At 74.4% G+C, this 19296-nt stretch carries 15 protein-coding genes; 11 read left to right on the forward strand and 4 right to left on the reverse strand.

All coding sequences use genetic code 11. The features are described 5' to 3' along the window. Window positions 1-9: 9 nt before the first annotated feature. Window positions 10-1029, reverse strand: a complete 1020-nt coding sequence (locus tag ACGFZP_RS34480) for a TAXI family TRAP transporter solute-binding subunit (protein WP_392940474.1) — start codon at window positions 1027-1029, stop codon at window positions 10-12. Between the two features lie 85 nt (window positions 1030-1114). On the opposite strand from ACGFZP_RS34480, the gene miaB reads away from it, so the two are divergent. Beyond that, window positions 1115-2611: a tRNA (N6-isopentenyl adenosine(37)-C2)-methylthiotransferase MiaB gene (miaB, locus tag ACGFZP_RS34485; protein WP_392940476.1), complete on the forward strand. Its 1497-nt coding sequence runs from the start codon at window positions 1115-1117 to the stop codon at window positions 2609-2611. A gap of 72 nt (window positions 2612-2683) precedes the next feature. Beyond that, window positions 2684-3382, forward strand: a complete 699-nt coding sequence (locus ACGFZP_RS34490) for a hypothetical protein (RefSeq protein ID WP_392940478.1) — start codon at window positions 2684-2686, stop codon at window positions 3380-3382. Between the two features lie 38 nt (window positions 3383-3420). Here the strand turns inward: ACGFZP_RS34490 and ACGFZP_RS34495 are convergent, their stop codons facing one another. Continuing rightward, a complete protein-coding gene (locus ACGFZP_RS34495; RefSeq protein ID WP_392940480.1) occupies window positions 3421-3732 on the reverse strand; it encodes an antitoxin in 312 nt (103 codons plus the stop codon). 168 nt (window positions 3733-3900) lie between these two features. On the opposite strand from ACGFZP_RS34495, the gene miaA reads away from it, so the two are divergent. The 5 genes from miaA (at window position 3901) to hflX (ending at window position 10796) form a co-directional block, all read left to right on the forward strand. Beyond that, window positions 3901-4866, forward strand: a complete 966-nt coding sequence (gene miaA, locus ACGFZP_RS34500) for a tRNA (adenosine(37)-N6)-dimethylallyltransferase MiaA (protein WP_392940482.1) — start codon at window positions 3901-3903, stop codon at window positions 4864-4866. Window positions 4867-5127: 261 nt separating this feature from the next. Beyond that, entirely contained in the window at window positions 5128-5637 is a 510-nt protein-coding gene (locus ACGFZP_RS34505) for a hypothetical protein (protein WP_392940484.1), read from the forward strand. Window positions 5638-5722: 85 nt separating this feature from the next. Continuing rightward, entirely contained in the window at window positions 5723-6631 is a 909-nt protein-coding gene (gene dapF / locus ACGFZP_RS34510) for a diaminopimelate epimerase (RefSeq protein WP_392940485.1), read from the forward strand. A 156-nt stretch (window positions 6632-6787) separates the two neighbouring features. Continuing rightward, window positions 6788-9142 carry a RelA/SpoT family protein gene (locus tag ACGFZP_RS34515; RefSeq protein WP_392940487.1) on the forward strand — a complete coding sequence of 785 codons (2355 nt, stop codon included), beginning with the start codon at window positions 6788-6790 and terminating at the stop codon, window positions 9140-9142. Window positions 9143-9290: 148 nt separating this feature from the next. Continuing rightward, window positions 9291-10796, forward strand: coding sequence for a GTPase HflX (gene hflX, locus ACGFZP_RS34520; RefSeq protein ID WP_392940489.1), 1506 nt, complete (start codon window positions 9291-9293; stop codon window positions 10794-10796). 73 nt (window positions 10797-10869) lie between these two features. Here the strand turns inward: hflX and ACGFZP_RS34525 are convergent, their stop codons facing one another. Both ACGFZP_RS34525 and ACGFZP_RS34530 read right to left on the reverse strand, forming a co-directional pair. Beyond that, window positions 10870-12006 carry a trypsin-like serine peptidase gene (locus ACGFZP_RS34525; protein ID WP_392940491.1) on the reverse strand — a complete coding sequence of 379 codons (1137 nt, stop codon included), beginning with the start codon at window positions 12004-12006 and terminating at the stop codon, window positions 10870-10872. A gap of 31 nt (window positions 12007-12037) precedes the next feature. After that, a complete protein-coding gene (locus ACGFZP_RS34530) occupies window positions 12038-13213 on the reverse strand; it encodes a trypsin-like serine peptidase (RefSeq protein WP_392940493.1) in 1176 nt (391 codons plus the stop codon). Between the two features lie 394 nt (window positions 13214-13607). Between ACGFZP_RS34530 and ACGFZP_RS34535 the strand changes: the two genes are divergently transcribed. The 4 genes from ACGFZP_RS34535 to ACGFZP_RS34550 are packed head-to-tail and all read left to right on the forward strand — an operon-like array spanning window position 13608 to window position 19292. Next, window positions 13608-15431 carry an IucA/IucC family protein gene (locus ACGFZP_RS34535; RefSeq protein WP_392940495.1) on the forward strand — a complete coding sequence of 608 codons (1824 nt, stop codon included), beginning with the start codon at window positions 13608-13610 and terminating at the stop codon, window positions 15429-15431. Then, window positions 15323-16000: a GNAT family N-acetyltransferase gene (locus tag ACGFZP_RS34540; protein WP_392940623.1), complete on the forward strand. Its 678-nt coding sequence runs from the start codon at window positions 15323-15325 to the stop codon at window positions 15998-16000. The genes ACGFZP_RS34535 and ACGFZP_RS34540 overlap by 109 nt, the downstream gene beginning before the upstream one ends. Window positions 16001-16015: 15 nt before the next feature. Then, window positions 16016-17488 carry a lysine N(6)-hydroxylase/L-ornithine N(5)-oxygenase family protein gene (locus tag ACGFZP_RS34545; RefSeq protein ID WP_392940497.1) on the forward strand — a complete coding sequence of 491 codons (1473 nt, stop codon included), beginning with the start codon at window positions 16016-16018 and terminating at the stop codon, window positions 17486-17488. Continuing rightward, window positions 17466-19292 carry an IucA/IucC family protein gene (locus ACGFZP_RS34550; protein WP_392940498.1) on the forward strand — a complete coding sequence of 609 codons (1827 nt, stop codon included), beginning with the start codon at window positions 17466-17468 and terminating at the stop codon, window positions 19290-19292. The genes ACGFZP_RS34545 and ACGFZP_RS34550 overlap by 23 nt, the downstream gene beginning before the upstream one ends. The last annotated feature ends 4 nt before the right edge of the window (window positions 19293-19296 follow it).

Here is a 19296-nt window from a genome sequence, read left to right on the forward strand (position 1 = left end):
GGGCCTGCCTTAGGGCTTCACCGAGCGGTAGTAGCGCATCGCGCCCTCGTGCAGCGGGAGCGGGTCGGTGTAGACGGCGGTGCGCAGGTCGACCAGCTGGGCCGCGTGGACCTTGGCGCCGATCTGGTCGCGGCTGTCTATCACCGCCCTGGTCATGCCCTGCACCAGGTCGGTGTCCACGTCGTCCCGGGTGATCAGCAGATTGGGCACGGCGACGGTGGCGACGGCGTCCTTGGGCTCGGCGTTGGGGTAGGTGCCCTTCGGCATGGTGGCGGCCCGGTAGGCGTCGGTGCCGCCGCCCTCGATCTGGTGGACGGCCTCGGCGAGGTCGCCGAGCGGCACGATCCTGATCCTGAAGCGCTCGGAGAGGCTGGTGAGCGCCCCGGTCGGCAGCCCGCCGGACCAGAAGAAGGCGTCGATCCCGCCCTCCCGCAGCTGCTCGGTGGCCTCGCCGACGCCCAGCATGGCCGGCTGGATGTCGTGGTCGGGGTCGAGCCGGGCCGAGGCGAGCAGCCGCCTGGTCACCAGGTTCACCCCGGACAGCGACTGGCCGACGCCGACCCGCAGGCCCTTCAGGTCGGCCGTCCGGTGCACCGGCGAGTCGGCGGGGACCACCAGCTGCAGGTAGTCGTCGTAGAGCCGGGCGATCGCCCGCAGCCGGTCCTTGCCGGGCCCGGAGTACTGGGCGACGGCATCGGCGGTCGCGATCGCGAAGTCGTCCTGGCCGCTGGTCACCCGGGCCAGGTTGTCGATGGAGCCCTGCGAGTTGTCCAGCCGCAGCCGCACCCCGGGCATCGCCTTGGCGACGTGGGTCTCCAGCAGCTGCCCGTACTTGTCGTAGACCCCGCCCTGCACGCCGGTCACGAAACCCGTCGAACCGCGCGGGTAGCCGGGCGAGCGGTTGGCCGACAGCCACCAGCCGCCGAGCCCGGCCAGCACCAGGACCAGGGCCAGCACCGTCCGCCACAGCGGGCTGCGGGCGGCCGCGCGGACGGCGGCGCCGAGTCGTGGAGCGGTGGTGGGGGCCATGCAGGGATAGTGCCAGGCGCGTGCGGCGAACGGGAGGGGAGGCGGGTGGGGAAAAGGGTTTCGCGGCTGCCCGTACCCTGGTCTGGTGAGCGGTGAGAGCGGATTGAAGAGCTACAAGGTCGTCACGTACGGCTGCCAGATGAACGTCCACGACTCCGAGCGGCTGTCCGGCCTGCTGGAGGACGCCGGGTACGTGAAGGCCGGCCAGGAGGGCGACCCCGACCTGGTCGTGTTCAACACCTGCGCCGTGCGCGAGAACGCCGACAACAAGCTGTACGGCAACCTCGGCCAGCTGGCGCCGGCCAAGGGCCGCAACCAGGGCATGCAGATCGCCGTCGGCGGGTGCCTGGCGCAGAAGGACCGCGACACCATCGTCCGGAAGGCCCCCTGGGTCGACGTGGTGTTCGGCACCCACAACATCGGCCACCTGCCGGCGCTGCTGGAGCGCGCCGCGGTCGAGCGCAAGGCCCAGGTCGAGATCCTGGAGTCGCTGGAGACCTTCCCGTCGACCCTGCCCACCCGCCGCGAGTCCGCGTACGCCGCCTGGGTGGCCATCTCGGTGGGCTGCAACAACACCTGCACCTTCTGCATCGTGCCCGCGCTGCGAGGCAAGGAGGAGGACCGCCGCCCCGGCGACGTCCTCGCCGAGATCGAGGCGCTGGTCGACGAGGGCGTCATCGAGGTGACCCTGCTCGGCCAGAACGTCAACGCCTACGGCTCCGACCTGGGCGACCGCGAGGCCTTCTCCAAGCTGCTGCGCGCCGCCGGGCAGATCGAGGGCCTGGAGCGGATCCGCTTCACCTCGCCGCACCCGCGCGACTTCACCGACGACGTGATCGCCGCCATGGCCGAGACCCCGAACGTGATGCACCAGCTGCACATGCCGCTGCAGTCCGGCTCGGACACCGTGCTCAAGGCGATGCGCCGCTCGTACCGGCAGGAGCGCTTCCTCGGCATCATCCGCAAGGTCCGCGAGGCGATGCCGGACGCGGCCATCTCCACCGACATCATCGTGGGCTTCCCCGGCGAGACCGAGGAGGACTTCGAGCAGACCATGCACACGGTCCGCGAGGCCCGCTTCACCAACGCCTTCACCTTCCAGTACTCCAAGCGCCCCGGCACCCCGGCCGCCGACATGGAGAACCAGGTGCCGAAGGCCGTCGTGCAGGCCCGCTACGACCGGCTGATCGCCCTCCAGGAGGAGATCTCCTGGGAGGAGAACAAGAAGCAGGTCGGCCGCACCCTGGAGATCCTGGTCGCCGAGGGCGAGGGCAAGAAGGACGGCCAGACCGACCGGCTCTCCGGCCGCGCCCCCGACAACCGGCTGGTCCACTTCACCCGGCCGGCCGAGCCGGTGCGCCCGGGTGACCTGGTGACCGTCGAGATCACCTACGCGGCCCCGCACCACCTGCTCGCCGAGGGCCCGTCCCTCGCGGTGCGCCGCACCCGGGCCGGCGACGCCTGGGAGAAGCGCCAGGCCGCCCCGGCCGCCAAGCCGGCCGGTGTGCTGCTCGGCCTGCCGACCATCGGCGCCCCGGCGCCGCTCGCGGCCGCCCCGGCCGGCGGCTGCTGCGGCGACTGACCGCCACCGCCGCGTACCGAGGCCCGGTGGGATCCCCGATCCCGCCGGGCCGCGTTCGTTAGAGTGATCCACATGCTGGTAGCCGCCGCCGTGTGCCCCTGTCCGCCGCTGCTCGTCCCGGAGGTCGCCGCCGGTGCGGCCGCCGAGCTGGAGCCGCTGCGCCGTGCCTGCGACGAGGCGCTGGCCGCGCTGCTCGCCGCCGGACCGGAGCTGGTCGTGGTGGTCGGCACCGGCCCGGAGGCCGAGGTGTGGACCGAGGGCGGGGCCGGCTCCTTCCACCGCTACGGGGTGCCGCTGGTGGCCCGGCTGCCGTCCGGCGGGGTCGAGGGGCCGGAGCTGCCGCCCGCGCTGACGGTCGGGGCCTGGCTGCTGGAGCGGGCCGGGGCGGCGCTGCCGACGCACGCCTGCGCGGTGCCCGCCGACGCGCCCGCCGACCGGATGCTCGGGCTCGGCCAGGGGCTGGCCGGGCTGGCCGACCGGGTCGGGCTACTGGTCATGGGCGACGGCAGCGCCTGCCGCTCGGTGAAGGCGCCCGGCTACCTGGACGAGCGCGCCGAGGGCTTCGACGCGGCGCTCGCCGCCGCGCTCGGCTCGGCGGACCTGGCCGCGCTGGGCGCCCTGGACGTGGCGCTGGCCGCCGAGCTCAAGGTCGAGGGGCGGGCCCCCTGGCAGGTGCTGGCCGGTGCCGCCGAGGGGGCCGGCCTCGCGGCGCGGCTGGGCTACCAGGAGGCGCCGTACGGGGTCGGGTACCTCGTCGCGTCCTGGGGCTGACGCTCCCGCTCCTCGGCTCCCCGGGTAGGGCCCGGGCCTCAGGCGGACGGCCCCTGGCCGTTGCCCGGGGTGCCCGGGTCGATGCCGGGGGCGGGATGGGGTGCGGGGTGGGGTGCGGGGTGGGGTGCGCCGCCCTCGCCGGGGGCCTTGGGCTTGTGGGCGAACTCGTCCACCGCCCCCTTGGCCTTGCTGGCGCCGTGCTCGATCTTCTCCGAGTACTTGCCCTTGGTCGCCTTGTCGATGGCGCCGCCGGCTTTGTCCACCGCGTGCTCGATCTGGCTGCTGTGCTTGTCGGCCAGTTCGCTCGCCTTCTCCTTGAGCTCCCCGGCCTTGCCCTTGAGGTTGTCCATCAGACCCATGGTGTCCTCACCGTTCCTCTCTGTCCTCTTGCCCAACGTCCGTCGCACCCGAACAGTTCTCATCTGCGAATATCGCTCGAATCGGTCATATCGTCGCCCAGTGGGGCAGGCCCGACGGGGAGGTCACCGGCGCGGCGGCGGTTTTGCGAGACTGGTGCGGTGAGCAGCTCCACGAACGTCCAGCCCAGCGCCGCCCGGCCCCCCGTGGTCTGTGTGGTCGGCGCGACCGCCGCCGGCAAGTCCGACCTGGCCGTCGCCATCGCGCGCAGCCTCGGCGGCGAGGTGATCAACACCGACTCGATGCAGCTCTACCGGGGCATGGACATCGGCACCGCCAAACTCACCGAGGAGGAGCGCGGCGGGATCCCGCACCACCTGCTGGACGTCTGGGACGTCACCGAGGCCGCCAGTGTCGCCGAGTACCAGCGGCTCGCCCGCGCCGAGATCGACCGGCTGCTCGCGGCCGGCCGCGCCCCCGTCCTGGTCGGCGGCTCCGGGCTGTACGTCCGGGCGGCGATCGACGAGATGGACTTCCCCGGGACGGACGCGGCCGTCCGGGCCCGGCTGGAGGAGGAGCTGGCGCAGGCCGGCCCGTACGCGCTGCACCGGCGGCTGGCCGAGCTGGACCCGGCCGCCGCCGAGGCCATCCTGACCAGCAACGGACGCCGGATCGTCCGCGCGCTGGAGGTCATCGAGATCACCGGGCAGCCGTTCACCGCCAACCTGCCGAGCAACACCGCGGTGTACGAGGCGGTGCAGATCGGCGTCGCGGTGCCCCGCCCGGAGCTGGACGAGCGGATCGCCCTGCGGGTCGACCGGATGTGGGAGGCCGGGCTGTTGGCCGAGGTCCGCGAGCTGGAGAAGGCCGGCCTGCGCGAGGGCCGGACGGCCTCCCGGGCGCTCGGCTACCAGCAGGTGCTCGACCACTTCGCCGGGGAGTGCACCGAGGACGAGGCCCGCGCCGAGACCGTCCGCGCGACCAAGCGCTTCGCCCGCCGGCAGGAGTCCTGGTTCCGCCGCGACGACCGGATCCACTGGCTCTCCCGGCCGGCCGGGGCCGACCCGGCGGAGCTGCTGGCCCGCTCGCTGGAGCTGATCGGGCATCAGGAGCAGGCCCGGGCGTAAGGAGGACCGAGGGGGTTCGAGACGGGCCGTGGGCGGTATCCGGCCAATCCGGCGGTGCACCTGCGCGCGCAGGTGGGCGTGCAGGAAGAACCAGCGGTTACGGCCGGATCACGTGATGGCCACGGATCACCCGCCGACCCCGGTCAGGCCCGGAACGCCTCCCTGGACATGCCATCATCGATGCCATAAGGGTCGGTCCGTGCGGGCCGACCGTGCCCGGCCGCGAGTCCGCACTCGTGTCGAACTGTCAGGGGAGGCCGCGTGTCGACGGGTACCGGCCCCGAAACCGGGCAGCGCAGGAGCGCCACCGCAGAGGCCGACGGCCTGGACGCCTCGACCCTCCCGGACCTGCCCGTGCTGCCCGGCCTGGATGTGCCCACCTCCTACGCGGTGGCCCTCCCCGCCCTCGACACCCGCGCCCCCGCCGGCGCGGTGCACGAGCGGGAGATCCGCCCGCGCCGCCGGCTGCGCTGGTGGCAGACGCTGCCGATCGCCCTGCTGGCCACCGCCGGTTCGCTGATGTTCGCCTTCCCGCTGGCCTTCGGCTCGGGCGGGGCCGGCTCCGCGATGGTCGGGATGCTCGGCCTGCTGCTCACCGCCGCCTCGGTCGGCTGGGGAGCGATGGCCGCCCGGCACGCCGGGTACAAGTGGCCGGGCCTGCCCCGCCGGGGCTCCGGCGAGCGGGCCGGGTGGAAGGCGATCGTGATCTACACGCTGATCGCGCTGGTCGCCTGCGCGCTCGCCCTGTGGCGGGTCGTCCACCTGCGCTGACCGCGCGCCGCGGCCGGGGCCTACCGCCGGTCCGCCTGCTGGTCCGGGGCGGTGCCCCGCCGGCCGGCTCAGTACCATCGGGTGGGTGAGCGACTCCTCCCAGCAGCCCGCGGGCCTGCCCTTCCTCAAGGGCCACGGCACCGAGAACGACTTCGTCATCCTCCCCGACCCGGACGGCCGACTGGCGATCGGCCCCGCGGCCGTCGCCGCACTCTGCGACCGCCGGGCCGGGATCGGCGGTGACGGCCTGCTGCGCGTGGTGCGCGCCGCCGCCGACCCGGCCGCCGCCGCGATGGCCGACCGGGCCGAGTGGTTCATGGACTACCGCAACTCCGACGGCAGCATCGCCGAGATGTGCGGCAACGGCGTCCGGGTCTTCGCCCGGTACCTGGTCGAGGCCGGGCTGGCCAAGCCGGGCGAGGTGGCCGTGGCCACCCGGGCCGGGGTCCTGGTGGCGCGGGTCGCCGAGGACGCCGAGGACGGCACCCCCGGCCAGGTGACCGTGGACATGGGCCACGCCCGGCTGCCCGGCCCGGACGGGATCGAGGTGGCGGTCGGCGACCGGCGCTGGCCGGCCCGCAACGTCAACATGGGCAACCCGCACGCGGTGGCGTTCGTGGCGAGCCTGGACCACGCCGGCGATCTGCTGAACGCGCCGCTGACCAGCCCCGAGGGCGTCTACCCGGAGGGCGTCAACGTCGAGTTCGTGGTGGACCGCGGCCCGCGCCACGTCGCGATGCGGGTGCACGAGCGCGGCTCCGGCGAGACCCGCTCCTGCGGCACCGGCGCCTGCGCCGTCGCGGTGGCCGCCGCCCGGCGGGACGGCGCCGACCCGGCGCTGACCGGCGAGTCCGTCAGCTACACCGTGGACCTGCCGGGCGGCCGGCTGGTGATCACCGAGCACCCGGACGGCCGGGTGGAGATGACCGGTCCGGCGGTGATCGTGGCGAGCGGTGTGCTCGACCCGCGGTGGCTCGAAGCCTTCGGGCTCTGACGGCGGGCGGTTTGCCCATTTCGCGAGGCGGTGAATCCCCCCGTTCGGGTGATCCCCATGACGGACGGGGAGCAGCGCGTCGCGGAACGTGCTGTGCTCGGTAGCATGGACCACCGGGTCGGCCATCGGCTCCGGTGACCGCTGCCGGAGGTGCCGATGACCATCGAAGCCGGGCAGCCCCTGGCGGGGCAGCCGACACCCGCACGGCAGGCCGGGCCCAGGCGGCCCCTCGGCGGGCTGGGCCGGGCCGCACTCGGCCGGGCCGGCCGCGCGGCCCTGCTGGCCACCGGCCGCCCGCCGCTGCCGGACGCCATCGAACCGCTCGTCCAGGCCCACCGCCGCCACCATCCGCAGGCCGACCTCGGCCTGCTCGGCCGGGCCTACCGACTGGCCGAGGCCAGCCACCGCGGCCAGAAGCGCAAGAGCGGCGAGCCGTACATCACCCACCCGCTGGCCGTCACCATGATCCTGGCCCAACTCGGCGCCGGCACCACCACCCTGGTCGCCTCGCTGCTCCACGACACCGTCGAGGACACCGAGTTGACGCTCGATCAGGTCGGCGAGGGGTTCGGGCCCGAAGTCGCCTACCTGGTCGACGGGGTGACGAAGCTGGAGAAGGTCGACTTCGGCGCCGCCGCCGAGGCGGAGACCTTCCGCAAGATGCTGGTCGCCACCGGGGACGACGTCCGGGTGATGGTGATCAAGCTCGCCGACCGGCTGCACAACATGCGGACGATCCGGCACATGAAGCCCGCCAGCCGGGTGCGGATCGCCAAGGTCACCCGGGACGTGCTGATCCCGCTGGCCGAGCGGCTCGGCATCCAGGTGCTCAAGGCGGAGCTGGAGGACATCGTCTTCGCCACCCTGCACCCCGAGGAGTACGCCCGTACCCGGGCCCTGGTCGCCGGGCACGAGGACGGGCCGGACACCCTGCTGGAGCCCTTCGCCCGGACGCTGGCCCGCCAGCTCGCCGAGGCCGGGGTCGCCGCCGAGGTGACCGTCCGCCCCCGGCACTGCGTCTCGCTGCACCGGGTGCTGCTCAAGCGGGCCGCCGCGGCCGGTCCGGACGGGCGTCCGCAGGGCCCCCAGCCCGCCGACTTCGGGCGGCTGCTGGTCGTCGTCGAGGAGAACGCGGACTGCTACGCCGTGCTCGGTGAGCTGCACACCTGCTGGACGCCGCTGCCCGGCGAGTTCAAGGACTTCGTGGCCGCCCCCAAGTTCAACCTGTACCAGTCGCTGCACACCGCCGTGGCGCTGGACGGCGGCGCGGTGGTCGAGGTGCTGGTCCGCACCCGGCGGATGCACGAGGTGGCCGAGACCGGGGTGGTGGCCCTGGGCGACCCCCGGCAGCCCGGTGCCGACCAGGGCGCCGACGAGCTGGACCGCACCGACCCGGCCCGGCCCGGCTGGCTCAGCCGACTGCTCGAATGGCAGCAGGACACCCCCGACCCGGACGCCTTCTGGTCCGCGCTGACCGCCGACCTCTCCGGCGACCGCGAGATCACCGTCGTCACCGAGGACGGCGAAACGCTTCAGCTGCGGGCCGGGGCCAGCTGCGTGGACGCCGCGTACCTGCTCGGCGAGGACACCGGACACCGATGTATCGGCGCCCGGGTCAACGGCCGGCTCACCGCCCTGTCCACGGTGCTCCAGGACGGCGACCGGCTCGCCGTGCTCACCGAGAGCGGGCCGCGTGCCGCCGAGCCCTCCGGCCCGGCGCCCGAGTGGCTGGCGCACGCCCGCACCCCCGGGGCCCGGCTGGCCATCGAGCGCTGGCTGGCCGACCACCCGACCCGGGTGGCGGTGGTGCGCACCGGCCCGTCGGCCGGGCAGCCGGCGCCGCCCGCGCACCGGGCCGCCGAGCGCGGCGCGGCCCCCGCCACGGTGGCCGACCGGCCCGGGGCGCCGGTGCGGCTGGCCCGCTGCTGCACCCCGGTGCCGCCGGACGCGGTGAGCGGCTTCGCGATCCGCGGCGGGGTGGTGGCCGTGCACCGCGGCGGCTGCCCGGCGGGGGAGCGGATGCGGGCCGACGGGCGCGGAGTCCTGGAGGTGCACTGGCAGCCCGGGGCGGCGCCGCCGTCCGGGTACCGGGTGACGCTGCGGGCCGAGGCGCTGAACCGGCCCCGGCTGCTGGCCGACCTCACCGCGGCGATCTCGGGGGAGGGCGTCGGGATCGTCTCGGCCGAGGTCGAGCCGCCGCAGGAGCTGAGGGTCCGGCACACCTACACCGTGGAGCTGCCCGAGCCGGGCGCGCTGCCCGCCGTGATGCGGGCGATGCTCAAGGTCTCCGGGGTGTACGACGTCGGCCGCCCGCACGCCCCGGCCCCGGCGGCCGCCGCCCCGGACACGGCGGCCGAGCCCGCCCCGGAGGCGGCTTCCGAGCCCGCCGCGGCGCCCGCGGCCGGGTCGGCTCCGGCGCCCGACCCGGGAAATGGGGATGACCCGCCCGCGCCGGGCGTGCGACCATCATGGGGAATTCACGGCCGGTCCGCGGCGTTCACCGGGCACTGAGTAAAACAGCCTGGGTGCAGCCCGCGGTCCTCAGGGGTAGCTCACACCTCGCCCGAACGGTAGTCGGGGCGGCAGCTGGGCAGACTCCGGGTGCGACCGTCCGTACGGTCGCAGACAGGCCATCCGCACCAGCCAGCCAAAGGACAGAATGACCTCCACGTTCGACACCCGCGACAACGCCGAAGCCGGCCGCCGTATGGACGGCCTCCGGGCGGAAGCACTCATGGACGAGGACCTCGCGGCCATCGACGAGGACCTCGACCACCACTACGACGGCGACCAGTACGACCGCAGCGAGCGTGCCGCGCTGCGCCGTGTCGTCGGCCTCTCCACCGAGCTCGAGGACGTCACCGAGGTCGAGTACCGCCAGCTCCGCCTGGAGCGCGTGGTGCTCGTCGGCGTCTGGACGGACGGCACGGCCGAGGAGGCGGAGAACTCGCTCGCCGAGCTCGCCGCCCTCGCCGAGACGGCCGGCTCCCAGGTGCTCGACGGCGTCATCCAGCGCCGTGACAAGCCCGACGCGGCGACCTACATCGGCTCCGGCAAGGCCAAGGAGCTGCGCGACATCGTCGCCGCCACCGGCGCCGACACCGTGGTCTGCGACGGTGAGCTCACCCCGGGCCAGCTGATCCAGCTGGAGGACGTCGTCAAGGTCAAGGTCGTCGACCGGACGGCCCTGATCCTCGACATCTTCGCCCAGCACGCCAAGTCCCGTGAGGGCAAGGCGCAGGTCTCGCTCGCGCAGATGCAGTACATGCTGCCGCGCCTGCGAGGCTGGGGCCAGTCGCTCTCCCGGCAGATGGGCGGTGGCGGCTCCGGCTCCTCCGGTGGCGGTATGGCCACCCGTGGTCCCGGTGAGACGAAGATCGAGACGGACCGGCGCCGGATCCGCGAGAAGATGGCGAAGCTCCGCAAGGAGATCGCCGCGATGAAGACGGGCCGCGACACCAAGCGCCAGGAGCGCAAGCGCCACCAGGTGCCGTCCGTGGCCATCGCCGGCTACACCAACGCCGGCAAGTCCTCGCTGCTCAACCGGCTCACCGGTGCGGGCGTGCTGGTGGAGAACTCGCTGTTCGCCACCCTCGACCCGACCGTCCGCCGGGCGCAGACCCCGAGCGGCCGGGTGTACACCCTGGCCGACACCGTCGGATTCGTCCGGCACCTGCCGCACCACCTGGTCGAGGCGTTCCGCTCGACCATGGAGGAGGTCGCCGACGCGGACCTCATCCTGCACGTGGTGGACGGTTCGCACCCCGAGCCGGAGACGCAGCTGGCCGCCGTCCGCGAGGTGATCCTCTCGGTCGACGCACAGCACGTGCCCGAGGTCGTGGTGATCAACAAGGCGGACGCCGCCGACCCGCACGTCCTGCAGCGCCTGCTGCGCCGCGAGCCGCACGCCATCGTGGTGTCGGCCCGCAGCGGTCAGGGCATGGCCGAGCTGCTGAAGCTCATCGACGACGAGCTGCCGCGCCCGGCGGTCGAGCTGCAGGCCCTCGTCCCGTACACCCGCGGGGACCTGGTCTCCCGGGTGCACGCCGAGGGCGAGCTGCTCTCCACCGAGCACACCGGCGAGGGCACGCTGCTGCACGCCAAGGTGGCGGCGGAGCTGGCGGCCGAGCTGGAGCGCTACACGGTCGCGCTGACCCAGGGCTGAGCCCGGGCAGAGCTGCAACGCCTCGGGCCCCGGCCCCCCATCTCGGGGGGCCGGGGCCCGAGGCGTTGAGCGGCTACCGCACGTTCTTGCTGAAGTAGCCGAAGGCCTGCTTCGCCTGGTCCTGGAGCGAGGGGCCGGCCAGGTGCTCGGACGGGTTGCGGTTGCCGATCGAGCTGAGGCTGACCAGGTTCGGCTTGCCGTCCCGGACGATGAACCAGCCGCCGCCGGCGGCGCCGCCGGTCATGCTGCAGCCGATCACGTACATCGGCGGGCGCGCCGCGTCGAAGGAGAGCCGGCCCGGCCGGACGGCGGAGTCGCACTGGTTGAGCTCCGTGCCGTCGAACGGCCGCTCGGCGGGGTAGCCGTAGGAGGACGCCGAGGTGATCTGGTCGCGCGGGGCGTTGAACCAGATCGGGATCGAGCCGCCGACCGCCTCCTCCAGCGACGTGCCGGAGCCGTTCTCGTTCCTGACCCGGATGATCCCGTAGTCGTACTGGGCATTCGCGCCGACGCCGCTCTCCTTGAGCCAGGTCGGGGAGACCAGCGCGCGCACCGCGGTCCAGCGCCCGTACGGGGAGAGCTGCTGCTCGGTGGACGGCTTGCCGCGGACCGCCTGGCCGTCCCGGTTGTAGCCGGGGACGAAGACGAGGTTCTTCATCCAGCCGCCGCCCTTGCCGTCGTGCAGGCAGTGCGCACTCGTGTAGACCAGGTTGCTCCGGCCCGGGTTGGCCGGATCGCCGACCACCGTGCCCGAGCAGGCCGACTCGCCCTCGGGCGCGGTCATGAAGATCCTGCCGACCACCGCGGTGCCCGGGCCGTAGGGGTGCGGCACCGGTCTGGCCGCGGCGGCGGCCGGCGGCGGGTCGCGGTCGACGCCGGCAGCGGCCGTCCGGTACGAGAACTCCGGGGCCGCCCGGCCCTTGGCGCGCTCCATCCGGGCGACGGACCAGAAGCCCTGGGCCACCTCGTTGACGAAGGCGTTCTCGCCGACGAACCGCGCCCAGTCGGCGACCTTCCAGTTGGCCGGCTCCAGCTGGCCGGTGGGCAGGCCCGCGCCCGGCCGGGCGGCCGCGGGCGGCCTGGACGCGGCGCCGGAGCCGCCCGAGCCGCCCGGGCCGCAGCCGGCCGCGGCGAGCGAGAGCGCGGTGAGCGCCGCGGCACCGGCCGACACGGCCCGGCGCCGCGGCCCGCGCCGACTGGTCTTCGGCATGGTGAATCCGTCCCCGTTGGTGTGCCGGCGGCTACTGCTTCTTGGAGATCCAGTCCAGGGCCTGCCTGGCGACCGACTCCAGGTACGGGCCGCTCAGCGAGGTGTGGTCCTGGGTGCCGATCGAGGTGTTGCTGACCAGCGCCGTCCTCCCGTCCGGCATGGTGGCGAACCAGCCGCCGCCGCTGGCGCCCTGGGTCATGGTGCAGCCGATGGTGAGCATCGAGGGCCGCTTCGGGTCGAACGACAGCCGGGTCGGCCTGCCGCCGTCGCACTTGTACAGCTCCTGGCCGTCGAACGGCTTGTACAGCGGGTAGCCGATGGCCGAGACGCCGAGCTTGTCGCGGGGGGCGTCGAACCAGACCGGGACGGCCGCGCCGACCGTCTCCTCCAGGGACTTGCCGGTGTCGTTCTGGTTGTGCACCCGCATGATCGCGAAGTCGTACTGGTTGGCCGCGTCGCCCGTCCCGCCGCCCTCGACCATCCACTGCGGGGAGGTCGACACCTGGTCCGCCCACCAGGTGCCCAGCGGCGCCAGCTCGGACAGCGGGGCCTTCTTGCCGCCGCTGGAGGCACCGGAGTTGTTGTACGCGGGGACGAAGACCAGGTCCTTGAGGAAGTCGCCGCCCTTGCCCGCGTGCACGCAGTGCCCGGCCGTCCAGACCAGGTTGCTCTTCCCGGGGCGCTGCGGGTCGGTGATCACCGTGGCCGAGCAGTTGCCCCGGCCGCCCTGGGCGCTGAAGAAGACCTTCCCCGAGGGCTGCCTGGTGTACGGGCGGGCCACCGGGGTCGCCTTGACGACCGGCGGCTCGGGATCGGTCACCCCAGGGTCCTCGACCGGCTTCGTGCTGGGCGGCGCCGGCTCGGCGGGCTTGGAGTCACCCATCTTGTCCGGGTTCCAGAAGTCCTTCACCACCGGGTTGTTGAAGACGTGCTTGGACGCCCACTTGTCCCAGTCCTCGAACTTCCACTTCGTCAGGTCGTCCCAGCTCTTCGGCAGGCCCTCCAGCAGACTGGTCGGGATGCCGGAGGGCAGGGTCAGCCCGCCGATCACGCCGCCGCCCCCGGTGGTGGCGGTGGCGGCGGCCGAGGAGGGCGGCGGGGCGGCGCCGGCCCCGCCCGACGGGCCGTCCGGACCGCAGGCGCTCACGGCGAGCAGGGTCCCCGCGGCGAGGGCGGCGGCGAGGGCTGACCGGTGGATCGATGGCATGGTGTTCGCTTCCCCCTGCTGGTCCTGTGCGGTGGCGGCTCGCCGCCTTGGAGTCTCCCACTGGCCACCAGGACGGCACCGGCCGACCCCTGGTTGCACGGCCGGCCACCGGTCACCGGGTTGTGACGAGCCCTCCGCCGGGTCGGACGAGCCCTCCGCCGGGTCGGACGAGCCCTCCGCCGGGTCGGACGAGCCCTCCGCCGTGTCGTTGGAACGACAGGCCCTCCCTCCTGAGTGTTGAACAATCCCTGCTCTTCACCCGGACGAGTGAGCCGTTCTTGTGATCACCCGTCAGGGATAGGTAACCCTTACCTGACGCACCGGTGCGAGCGCCCGCCAGACCCCCTCCACCAACCGCCCGCGTCCGCACCTCCACGCGCCCCAAGGAGCAGCCTTGAGCACCGCCCTCACCGGAGCCCCGCCCGCGATCCCGGCCCGCCGCCCCGCCCCGGCCCGCCCCGCCCAGCCCGACCCGCTGCCGCACCCCGATCCGCTGCTGCACCCCGACCCCGCCGTCGCCGCCGAACAGGCCGCGACGGAGGCCCTGTTGCGCTGCTGGGCCCGCGAGACCGGTGCCACCCCCGGCCCCGACGGGCGGCTGCGGATCGCCGTCCTCGGCGGCGCCGCCCGGCTCTCCGCGCCCGTCCGCTACTGGTCGCTCGGCGGCTGGCACCGGTTCGGCCCCGCCACCCTCGCGGCCGGTGAGGGCGCCGCCGACGCCCCGGTCGACGCCGTCACCGCCGCGGCCCTGCTCGCCGCCGCGGCCGCCGACCGCCCCGACCCCGGCCAGGTCGCCGACCTCGCCGCCCGGGTCGCCGACTCCGTGGTGCGCACCGCCGACATCCTGGCCCACCGCCGCACCGCCGCCGCCCCCGGCGGGCCGGAGGGCTCGCACTTCCTCGCCGCCGAACAGTCCCTGCTGCTCGGCCACCCGCTGCACCCCACCCCCAAGAGCCGGGACGGCCTCGGCCCCGCCCAGAGCGCCGCCTACTCCCCGGAGCTCCACGGCTCCTTCCGGCTCCACTGGTACGCCGTCGACCGGGAGCTGCTCGCCGCCGGCTCCGCCGTGACCGAGAGCGCCGACCGGATCACCGCCGGACTCCTCGGCGACCCGGCCCTGCTGCCGCCCGGCACGGCCGCCCTGCCGCTGCACCCCTGGCAGGCCCGCGAACTCGCCCTGCGCCCGGCCGTCGCCGCACTGCTCGCCGACGGACTGCTGCACGACCTCGGCCCGCACGGCGAGCCGTGGCACCCCACCTCCTCGGTGCGCACCGTCTACCGGCCCGGCACCCCCTGGATGCTGAAGCTCTCGCTCGGCCTGCGGATCACCAACTCCCGCCGGGAGAACCTGCGCAAGGAGCTCCACCGCGGGCTGGAGATGCACCGGCTGCTGGAGAGCGGCCTGGCCGCCGAGTGGCGGGCCGCCCACCCCGGCTTCGACATCGTCCGCGACCCCGCCTGGATCGGCGTCGACCACCCCGCCCTCGGCGATCCCGGCGGCCTGGACACCGTGCTGCGCGCCCAGCCCTTCGGCCCCGCCGAACGCGCCCTCTGCGTCGCCGGCCTGGTCGCCGAACAGCCGCTCGGCACCGGCGACACCGTGCCCTCCCTGCTCGGCGACACACTGCGCACCCTCGCCGCCCGCTGCGGCCGCCCGCCCGCCACCGTGGCCGCCGAATGGTTCCTGCGCTACCTGGACGCCGTGGTCCTGCCCGTCCTGTGGCTTGACGGACAGGCCGGGATCGCCCTGGAGGCCCACCAGCAGAACAGCCTCGTCCTGCTCGACCGGGACGGCTGGCCGACCGGCGGGCGCTACCGCGACAACCAGGGCTACTACTACCGGCAGAGCGCCGCCGAGCGGCTCACCACCCGGCTCCCCGGCCTCGGCGCCCGAAGCGACACCTTCCTGACCGACGAGGTGATCGACCACCACTTCGCCTACTACCTCGGCATCAACCACATCCTCGGCCTGATCGGCGCCTTCGGCTCCCAGCGGCTGGCCGACGAAACCGTCCTGCTCGCCGCCCTGCGCGGCTTCCTCGGCAGCCCCCGGGTCGCCGCCACCGGATCCGCGCTGCCCGCCCTGCTGCTGGACGCGCCCACCCTGCCCTGCAAGGCCAACCTGCTCACCCGGATCAACGGCATGGACGAACTCGTCGGCCCGGTCGCCAGCCAGTCCGTCTACGTCGACATCCCCAACCCGGTGGCAGGCCGGTGACCCTGCTGCCCGACGACGCGCCCGCCCGGGCCGTACTGCCCACCGCCGCCGGCGAGTTCGCCCTGCGCCCGGTCCGGCTGCCCGCCGACCTGCCGCTGCTCACCGCCTGGATGAACGACCCCGAGGTCGCCGCCTACTGGGAGCTCGACGGCCCGCCCGCCACCACCGAACGCCACCTGCGCGCCCAACTCGACGGCGAGGACCGAAGCCTGCCCCTGATCGGACTGCTCGACGGCACCCCGATGAGCTACTGGGAGGTCTACCGGGCCGACCTCGACCCGCTCGCCCGCCACTACCCGGCCCGGCCGCACGACACCGGAGTGCACCTGCTGCTCGGCCCCGCCGCCGCCCGCGGCCGAGGCCTCGGCGCGACCCTGCTCGACGCCCTCGCCGCCGACATCCTCCGGACCAGGCCCCGCTGCGAACGGGTGGTCGGCGAACCCGACGTCCGCAACCGCCGCTCGGTCCGCGCCTTCGAACGGGCCGGCTTCGCCCGCGCCGCCGAACTCGACCTGCCCGACAAACGCGCCGCCCTGATGATCCGCGAGCGCCCTCCCCACTCCTCCTAGGACACCCCCGACCTCATGGAACCCCCTCAGCCGGACACCCTCCAGCCTGGGCCGTACGACCTGCTCGGCGTCGGCATCGGCCCGTTCAACCTGTCGCTCGCCGCGCTCGCCGAGCCCGTACCCGGCCTGCGCACGCTCTTCTGCGACCAGCGCCCGGAGTTCCGCTGGCACCCCGGGATGCTGGTCGACGGAGCCCGGATGCAGGTGCCGTTCCTCGCCGACCTGGTCTCACTGGCCGACCCCACCAATCCCTGGTCCTTCCTCAACTACCTGCGCGAGCAGGACCGGCTCTTCCCGTTCTACTTCGCCGAGCGCTTCCAACTCGCCCGCCGGGAGTACGACCACTACTGCCGCTGGGCCGCCGAACGCCTCGCCAACTGCCGCTTCGCCACCGAGGTCACCGCCCTGCACTGGGACGGCACGCTGTACCGGGCCGAACTGCGGGACACCGCGAGCGGGCGCGGCCGCACCGTCTACGCCCGCAACCTGGTCCTCGGCGTCGGCACCCGGCCCGTCCGGCCCGAGGCCTTCGCCGCCCTCGACGGCCATCCGCGGGCCTTCCACAGCGCCGACTACCTCGACCGCCGCGAGGCCCTCGACGGCGCCGGCGACATCACCGTGATCGGCAGCGGACAGTCCGGCGCCGAGGTGTTCCTCGACCTGCTGCGCCGCCGTGCCGGGGACGGCGCCCGGCTGCGCTGGCTCACCCGCACCCGGGCCCTCGCCCCCATGGAGTACTCCAAGCTCGGCCTGGAGCACTTCACCCCCGACTACACCCGCTACTTCCACGGCCTGCCCGCCGGCGTCCGGGACACCCTGGTCGAGGCCCAGTGGCAGCTGCACAAGGCCGCCAGCGCCGAGACCCTCGCCGAGATCCACGACCACCTGTACGAGCGGACCATCGGTCTGCCGATCGACACCGTCCCGGTCGAGATCACCCCCGGCACCGCCGTCACCGAGGCCCGGCCCGGTCCCTGCGGCGGCCTCGAACTGCGCTGCCGGCACACCGACTCCGGCGCCGAGCACGTGCTGCGCACCGATGCCGTGGTGCTCGCCACCGGGTACCGCGCCGCCCGCCCGGCCGCCCTGGAGCCGCTCGCCCACCTGATCGACTGGGACGAGGCCGGCCGCTATCGGGTCGACCTCGAACACCGTGTCGCGACCCTCCCCGAACTGACCGGCGGCCTGTACGTTCAGAACGCCGAACTGCACACCCACGGCGTCGGCACGCCCGACCTGGGTCTCGGCGCCCATCGTGCCGCCGTGATCCTCAACGCCGTGGCCGGCCGGACCGTCCACCGGCTGCCCGCCCGCACCGCCTGGACCGGCTTCGCGCCACCGGTGTCACCCGCCGGGGCCGCCGGTCCGACCGCCACCGCCCAGACCACCGCCTCCGCCGCTGCCCAGACCACCGCCTCCGCCGACTCCACCGTCCCCGCCGTTCCGCGACCCCAGGAGTGGACCCGTGCCGCAACCGCCGGCCGCTGAACCGCCGCTGTACCTGCCCCCGCAGCTCGCCCCCGGGCACTGGCAGCGCGCGAGCCGGGCACTGCTGGCCAAGATGCTCGGCGAGTTCGCCTACGAGGAGCTGATCACACCCGCCCCGGGCGACCGCGAGGGCGCCTACCTGCTCCGGCTGCCCGAGGCCGAGTACCGCTTCACCGCGCGCCGCGGCGCGTACGACGGCTGGCAGGTCGACCCCGCCTCGCTGCAGTGCCGCAACCCCGAGGGCCTCGACCCGCTGCGCTTCCTCCAGTACGCCCGGCACACCCTCGGCCTGCGCGGCGACACCACCGGCCACCTGATCCGCGAACTCACCGCCACCCTGATCGCCGACGCCCACCAGCTCGCCACCGCCCCCACCGCCGCCGAACTCGCCGACCTCGACCACGCCGAGCTGGAGGGCCGACAGACCGGCCACCCCTGGATCGTCCCCAACAAGGGCCGGATCGGCTTCTCCGCCACCGACGCCGCCCGCTGGGCCCCCGAGGCCCGCACCCCGCAGCCGCTGCCCTGGATCGCCGTCCACCGGCGCCTCGCCCAGTACCGGGGCGTCCCCGACCTCGCCGAGCCCGAGCAGCTCTACGCCCGCGAACTCGACGACCCCGACGCCCTGCGCGCCGCCCTCGGCCCGGACGCCGACGACTACCTGCTGCTGCCCGTCCACCCCTGGCAGTGGGACGAGACCGTCGTCCCGCTGTTCGCCCCGTGGATCGCCGGCGGCGAGATCGTCCCGCTGCCCTCCGACGGCGACCTGCGGCTGCCCCAGCAGTCCATCCGCTCCTTCTTCAACCTCAGCCGGCCCGAGCGCTGCACCGTCAAACTGCCGCTCGCCATCCTCAACACCCTGGTCTGGCGCGGCCTGCCCACCGAGCGCACGCTGGCCGCCCCCGCCGTCACCGCCTGGATCCACGGGCTGCGCCAGGCGGACGCCTTCCTGCGCGACGACTGCCGGGTGATCCTGCTCGGCGAGATCGCCTCCGTCACCGTCGACCACCCGCTCTACCGCGAACTGCCCGAGGCGCCCTACCAGTACAAGGAGCTGCTCGGCGCGATCTGGCGCGAACCGCTCGGCCCGCGCCTGGACCGCGGCGAACGCGCCCGCACCCTGGCCGCCCTGCTCCAGACCGGCTCCGACGGCCGCGCGCTCGCCGCCGAACTGATCACCCGCTCCGGGCTCACCCCCGCCGCGTGGACGACCCGGCTGTTCGCCGCGATGCTCCCGCCGCTGCTGCACTTCCTCTACCGCTACGGACTGGTCTTCTCCCCGCACGGCGAGAACGCCATCCTGGTCTTCGACCAGCACGACACCCCGGCCCGGCTCGCGGTCAAGGACTTCGTCGACGACGTCAACCTCAGCGACCAGGACCTGCCCGAGCTGCGCGACCTGCCCGCCGAGGTCGGCGAGGTCCTGCTGCGCGAGGACCCGCAGGGCCTCTGCCAGTTCCTCCACTCCGGCCTGTTCATCGGGGTCTACCGCTACCTCGCCCCGCTGCTCGAAGCGCAGACCGGTCTGCCCGAGGCCGAGTTCTGGGCCCTGCTGCGCGCCGAGGTGCTGCGCTACCAGCAGCGGTTCCCCGAGCTGCGCGAGCGCTTCGAGCTCTTCGACCTGTTCCCGCCCCGGATCGACCGGCTCTGCCTCAACCGCAACCGGCTGCTCCTGGACGGCTACGGCGACCGCCCGCACCGCCCGCACGCCGCCCGGCACGGCACCGTCCCCAACGCGCTGGCGCCCCGGGGCGCGGACGTGCTGCCCGGGCAACGGGATCGGATTGTCACCCCCGCCCCGTAGGCTG

This window comes from Kitasatospora sp. NPDC048239, from assembly GCF_043202015.1.
In the GTDB taxonomy this organism is placed as follows: Bacteria; Actinomycetota; Actinomycetes; order Streptomycetales; family Streptomycetaceae; genus Kitasatospora.

What these genes read in the sequence shown, in the direction of transcription:
- ACGFZP_RS34490 (WP_392940478.1), top strand. Translation starts at nt 2,684, where the DNA reads ATGCTGGTAGCCGCCGCCGTGTGCCCCTGTCCGCCGCTGCTCGTCCCG.
- ACGFZP_RS34545 (WP_392940497.1), top strand. Translation starts at nt 16,016, where the DNA reads ATGGAACCCCCTCAGCCGGACACCCTCCAGCCTGGGCCGTACGACCTG.
- ACGFZP_RS34515 (WP_392940487.1), top strand. Translation starts at nt 6,788, where the DNA reads ATGACCATCGAAGCCGGGCAGCCCCTGGCGGGGCAGCCGACACCCGCA.
- ACGFZP_RS34530 (WP_392940493.1), bottom strand. Translation starts at nt 13,213, where the DNA reads ATGCCATCGATCCACCGGTCAGCCCTCGCCGCCGCCCTCGCCGCGGGG.
- ACGFZP_RS34525 (WP_392940491.1), bottom strand. Translation starts at nt 12,006, where the DNA reads ATGCCGAAGACCAGTCGGCGCGGGCCGCGGCGCCGGGCCGTGTCGGCC.
- ACGFZP_RS34480 (WP_392940474.1), bottom strand. Translation starts at nt 1,029, where the DNA reads ATGGCCCCCACCACCGCTCCACGACTCGGCGCCGCCGTCCGCGCGGCC.
- ACGFZP_RS34495 (WP_392940480.1), bottom strand. Translation starts at nt 3,732, where the DNA reads ATGGACAACCTCAAGGGCAAGGCCGGGGAGCTCAAGGAGAAGGCGAGC.
- hflX (WP_392940489.1), top strand. Translation starts at nt 9,291, where the DNA reads ATGACCTCCACGTTCGACACCCGCGACAACGCCGAAGCCGGCCGCCGT.